Source organism: bacterium (genome assembly GCA_035371905.1).
Classification (GTDB): Bacteria; Ratteibacteria; UBA8468; order B48-G9; family JAFGKM01; genus JAMWDI01.
This window is the reverse complement of record DAORXQ010000155.1, coordinates 1-2880: the sequence shown is the minus strand read 5'-3', so window position 1 is coordinate 2880 and position 2880 is coordinate 1. Positions and strand designations below refer to the sequence as shown.

At 29.4% G+C, this 2880-nt stretch carries 2 protein-coding genes and 1 pseudogene; 2 read left to right on the top strand and 1 reads right to left on the bottom strand.

Annotated features, from left to right (window positions below; translation table 11 throughout):
- On the top strand, positions 1–423 hold a 423-nt coding region (locus tag PKV21_09935), incomplete at its 5' end, for a hypothetical protein (GenBank protein ID HOM27805.1).
- Positions 420–2213, top strand: coding sequence for an ABC transporter ATP-binding protein (locus tag PKV21_09930; protein HOM27804.1), 1794 nt, complete (start codon positions 420–422; stop codon positions 2211–2213). The genes PKV21_09935 and PKV21_09930, both read left to right, overlap by 4 nt.
- Positions 2214–2504: 291 nt before the next feature.
- Here the strand turns inward: PKV21_09930 and PKV21_09925 are convergent.
- Positions 2505–2880, bottom strand: a pseudogene (locus PKV21_09925) (glycerate kinase).

The window sequence follows — 2880 nt, the reverse complement described above, 5'->3', positions numbered from 1 at the left end:
ATATGTAAAAGAAAAAGAATTGAATTTGAAATTTTTAAGGGTTTCCCGTACACTTTAATTGAAAATTCAGATTTAATTTTATCTACAAGTGGCACTGTTAATTTAGAAGTGGCTCTTTTATTGAAACCACTAATTGTTTTTTATAAAACATCTTTTTTAAATTATCTTATTGGTAGATGTGTGGTAAAATTAAACATGGTAAGTCCAGTTAATCTTTTTATAGGAGAAAATGTCGTTCCTGAATATATACAAAAAATACCAAAAGAAAAGGTTAAAAAAGATATAATTGATTTAATTGGTAAAAAAGAAATGTATCAAAAAGAAATTAAAAGTTTTAAATATTTAAAAGAAAAAATTGGACAGGAAGGTGTAAGCAAAAAAGTTGCAGAATTTATTTTAGAACTGACAAAAGGGAAAAAATGATAAAAGAATTCTTTAGAATTAAAAATTATGTAAAAGTTAGGTGGCACTTACTCGTAGCAGGTATATTTTTTACAATTCTTTCTGTTTTTGCCAATGGTGTTTCTCTTTCAGCAATAGTACCTTTAATGGATAAGGTCCTTGTTAAAAAAGAAAAAATTATTCTGCCAGAAAATTTACCTCAAATTATAAAAATTAAAATAGAACCATTGATTTTTAAAATAAACCAACTCCCATCCTTATTACTTTTGAAATACCTTCTTATTTTTTTAATAACTATTCTTTTTCTTAAAGGGCTATTTTTTTATTTACAGAATTATTTTTATAGATGTTTCTCAACAAGGTTATTGACTGATGTAAGGGAATTACTATACACAAAAATCATGAGTTTATCAGATGATTTTTTTGCAAAAAAACAAACGGGTGAATTAACAACAAGAATAATTTATGATGTTAACCTTCTAAATGTTGTTTTTGAATCATTTTTCCCTAAATTTGTATTTCCAATATTACTCACTTTTTCCTACTTTGTAATAATTTTTACAATTGATTGGAAAATGAGCCTACTTTCAATATTTATGTTCCCTGTTATTCTTTATCCTGTTTTTAGAATGGGAAATAAATTAAGAAAATTAGGCAAAAAAATACAGATAGCATATGGAGAAATTGGTAATGTTATAAATGAAAGTGTATATGGGCAGCAAATTATAAAGGTGTACAACAGAGAAGAATATATGAAAGAGAAATTTAAGAAGGAAAATGAAAATATATTTAAAAATGTAATAAGTATGGTAAAAAGATTACTTATAATATCTCCATTTACTGAATTTGCAGGAGCAGTTGCATCAAGTGGACTTATTTATTACGGAGCAGTTAAAATAATAAATGGGGGAATGAGTACTGGCTTTTTATTTTTGTTTTTTGTTGCTCTTCTTTCAATGATAAGTCCATTAAAAGGAATTGGAGAGACATATGGATTGATAAAACAGGCAAGTTCTGCTTTACCAAGAGTATTTTCCGTTCTTGATACAGAAAGTTCAGTTGTTGAAGAAGGGAAAGATGTCTTTATGGGACTTAAAAGAAATATTGAGTTTAGAGATGTGTTTTTTTCTTTTGAAGGGAAACAGGTCTTAAAAGGAATAAGTTTTATAGTTGAAAAAAGTGAAAAAATAGGGATAGTTGGACCAACTGGCGTTGGAAAAACAACCTTAGTAGGACTTCTTTTGAGATTTTATAACCCTGAAAAAGGTGAAATTTTAATTGATGGAAAAAATATTAAAGAATATAAAATAAATTCTTTAAGACAGCATATTGGTTTTGTTTCACAGCAACCAGTTTTATTTCATTCAACAGTTAAAGAAAATATAACACTTGGATTTGAAAATGAAGAAAGGTTTAAAGAAGTAATAAAAATGGATGGAATAGCGCAGTTAATAAATTCTTTGCCAGAAGGAGAAAATACGATTGTTGGTGAAAGAGGAATAACTTTATCAGGAGGGCAGAAGCAATTAATTTCAATAGCAAGAGCAATTTATAAAGACCCTGATATTTTAATTTTTGATGAGGCAACTTCTTCTCTTGACACAGAATCAGAAAAAATGATACAAAAAGCAATTGACCAGACACTTGAAAATAGAACATCTTTTATAATTGCTCACCGACTCTCAACATTAAAAAAAGTTAATAAAATAATTGTTCTTAAAGATGGGACAATTGTTGAAGAAGGAACACATCAACAACTACTTGATAAGCAAGGGGTGTACTATACATTATGGCACCTTCAATTCGCATAATTTTTTATTTTTTTGTAAAAAATAATAAAGCAAAAATTCCTTTATCCCTTTTCCTTAAATTTCAACAACTTTTCCTGTTTCAACTGATTTTATAATAGAAGAAATTATTTTTACATTTTCTAAACCCTCTTCAGGAGTAATAAATGGTTTCTTATTTTCCAGTATACAATCAATAAAATACATAATTGGTAGTGGTTGAAATCCCTGTAGTTTTCCATAAGTTGGAATGTATCCAGTATATAAAGGAATTTCCATTGTCTTTTTTACATCAGATGCTATTGTTATCACGGTGTCTTTTATCCTTGGATCAAGCAAAGATACATCAATTTTGCTAATCTTACTAAGTTCACCACCTCCGAAAGCAATTTGATTTCCTTCCTCATCCAGAAAACTTACACCCAATGCCTGGGCCATACCGACTCCGCCATCGTTAGTTGCACTGCCGCCTATCCCGATAATTATCCGCTTACATCCATAGTCAAGCGCCTCTTTTATTAACTGCCCTGTGCCGTAAGTTGTTGTCTTCATCGGGTTTCGCTCGTCATCTCCTAAAAGATTTAATCCTGAAGCTGCTGCCATTTCTATTACTGCCGAATTATCAGGAAGAATTCCAAAAAAAGAATCTATCTCCCTGCCCAAAGGGTCTAGCACCCGAGTTTTTACTATT

Excerpts from the sequence above, each read along its gene's own strand:
- PKV21_09930 (HOM27804.1), top strand. The coding sequence starts at position 420 with ATGATAAAAGAATTCTTTAGAATTAAAAATTATGTAAAAGTTAGGTGG.